Here is a 660-nt window from a genome sequence, read left to right on the forward strand (position 1 = left end):
CGGAGACCGCGAGCACGGGCGGCGTGTCGATCAGCACGATATCGTAGTCGCTCGTCTTCGCGAGGAACTGCTGCATGCGCTCGCTCACCAGCAGCTCGGCCGGGTTCTCCGGGATCGCGCCGCGCGCAACGAAGTCCAGGCCCGGGCGCACGTCACGCTTGATCACCGAGTCGGACGGCACCTCCGACGACAGATAGTCGGCCAGGCCCGGTGTCGAGTCGAGGCCGAAGTACTGCTCCAGATGGCCTTTGCGCAGGTCCGCATCGATCAGCAACACCCGCTTGCCGGCCGCCGCGACGACCGCCGCCAGATTCGCGGAAAGGAACGACTTGCCCACCTGTTCCGTCGGCCCGGTCAGCAGCACGCGGTTGTCGCCCGACTCCGATTCGAGCATGGCAAAATGCAGCGCGGTTCTGAGCCGGCGCAGGCTTTCAATCGACGGGTCGCGCGGAAACTCGCTCGCCAGCAGGAACTTCTCGTCAGTGGACAGCTTCGGCGCCTTGCCGATTCGCGCGACTTTCGCCTGCGATAGCGGCACGGTCGCATACACGTTCAGGCCCGTCTGCTCCTCGATCTCCTGCGCGTCGGTCACGCCCCGATAGAGCGCCGTACGCGCGAACGCCGCACCCACACCCAGAATCAGGCCGCCCAGCGCCGCGT

Annotated in this window: 1 protein-coding gene; it reads right to left on the minus strand. The window is 67.0% G+C overall.

Annotation, left to right across the window (positions count from 1 at the left end; genetic code table 11):
• On the minus strand, positions 1 to 660 hold a 660-nt coding region (locus GCT19_RS45200; RefSeq protein ID WP_152855130.1), incomplete at both ends, for an AAA family ATPase.

Source organism: Paraburkholderia atlantica, assembly GCF_009362785.1.
Taxonomy (GTDB): Bacteria; Pseudomonadota; Gammaproteobacteria; order Burkholderiales; family Burkholderiaceae; genus Paraburkholderia; species Paraburkholderia atlantica.